Here is a 1,259-nt window from a genome sequence, read left to right as displayed (position 1 = left end):
CAAGCTGGGCGTAGTAGCGTGCCTCGGCCTCAGCGGGCGGGATATAGCCGATCGGCTCGAGGAGGCGGCGGTTGTTGTACCAGTCGACCCACTCCAAGGTGGCGAACTCAACCTCCTCCAGGCTGCGCCACGGGCCACGCCGCCGGATCACCTCGGTCTTGAACAGGCCATTTATCGTCTCGGCGAGTGCGTTGTCGTAGCTGTCACCGACGCTGCCGACGGAGGGCTCGATCCCGGCTTCGAGCAGCCGGTCTGCGTACCGAATCGCAACGTATTGGCTGCCCCTGTCGCTGTGGTGAATGAGGCCGCCCTTCACCGGTCGGCGGTCGTACAGCGCCTGCTCCAGAGCATCGAGGACAAAATCGGCATGCGCCGACCTCGAAACGCGCCAGCCGACGATGCGACGGGCGAAGACATCGATGATGAAGGCCACGTACACGAAGCCCTGCCAGGTCGCGACATAGGTGAAATCCGACACCCACAGGGCATTCGGATGCGGCGCCTCGAACTTGCGGTTCACCTTGTCCGCCGGGCAAGGGGCAGCCTTGTCGGCGATGGTGGTCCTGGTCTCCTTGCCGCGCACGGCGCCACGCAGGCCCATCTGCCGCATCAGGCGCTCCACCGTGCAGCGGGCCACCTCGATGCCCTCGCGGCCAAGCTGGTGCCAGACCTTGCGGGCGCCATAGACCCCGAAGTTCGCCTCGTGCACCCGCCGGATCTGCTCCATGAGCACCAGGTCCTGCCGGGCCCGGGGCGAGGCCTTGGCCGGATCGGTGCGTTGCGCAACATGGGCGTGGTAGGTCGACGGAGCGATCGGCAACACCCTGCAGATCGGCTCGACCCCGTAGACCTCGCGATGATCGTCGATGAAGGCGATCATGGCTTCGAGCGGCGGTCGAGCTCCGCCATCGCAAAATAAGCTGACGCCTTGCGCAGGATCTCGTTCGCCTGACGCAGCTCGCGGACCTCGCGTTCGAGCCCTTTGATCCGCTCCTGCTCCGAGGTTGTCGGCCCTGCCGCCCGCAGTCCCTGATCGCGTTCGGCCTGCCGCACCCACTTGCGCAGGGTCTCGGCCGTGCAGCCGATCTTCGCCGCGATCGAGCCTATCGCCGACCACTGCGAGGCGTGGTCGCCGCCGTGGTCCAGCACCATCCGCACTGCACGTTGCCGGACCTCAGGCGAAAATCGGTTCGAGGTCTTCTTCGTCATGGCTCTACCTTCTCAAGGGTTAGAGCCTCCGGCAAATCCGGGGCGGTTCA

1 protein-coding gene and 1 other annotated feature are annotated in these 1,259 nt (G+C 65.9%); the gene reads right to left on the bottom strand.

The annotated features are described in order from the left end of the window. A protein-coding gene (locus tag Q7A36_RS39920) for an IS3 family transposase (protein WP_370655810.1) occupies positions 1-1,209 on the bottom strand; the annotation gives its coding sequence in 2 pieces (ribosomal slippage) (positions 1-915 and positions 915-1,209; 1,210 coding nt annotated over the 2 pieces). This gene is flagged as partial in the annotation. Further along, positions 806-922: a sequence feature (AL1L pseudoknot), on the bottom strand. It overlaps the preceding gene by 117 nt. Positions 1,210-1,259: the final 50 nt, after the last annotated feature.

It is taken from the genome of Paracraurococcus lichenis (genome assembly GCF_030657435.1).
GTDB classification, from domain to species: domain Bacteria; phylum Pseudomonadota; class Alphaproteobacteria; order Acetobacterales; family Acetobacteraceae; genus Paracraurococcus; species Paracraurococcus lichenis.
The sequence above is the reverse complement of the archived record's forward strand: the minus strand, read 5'-3'. Positions and strand labels throughout refer to the sequence as shown.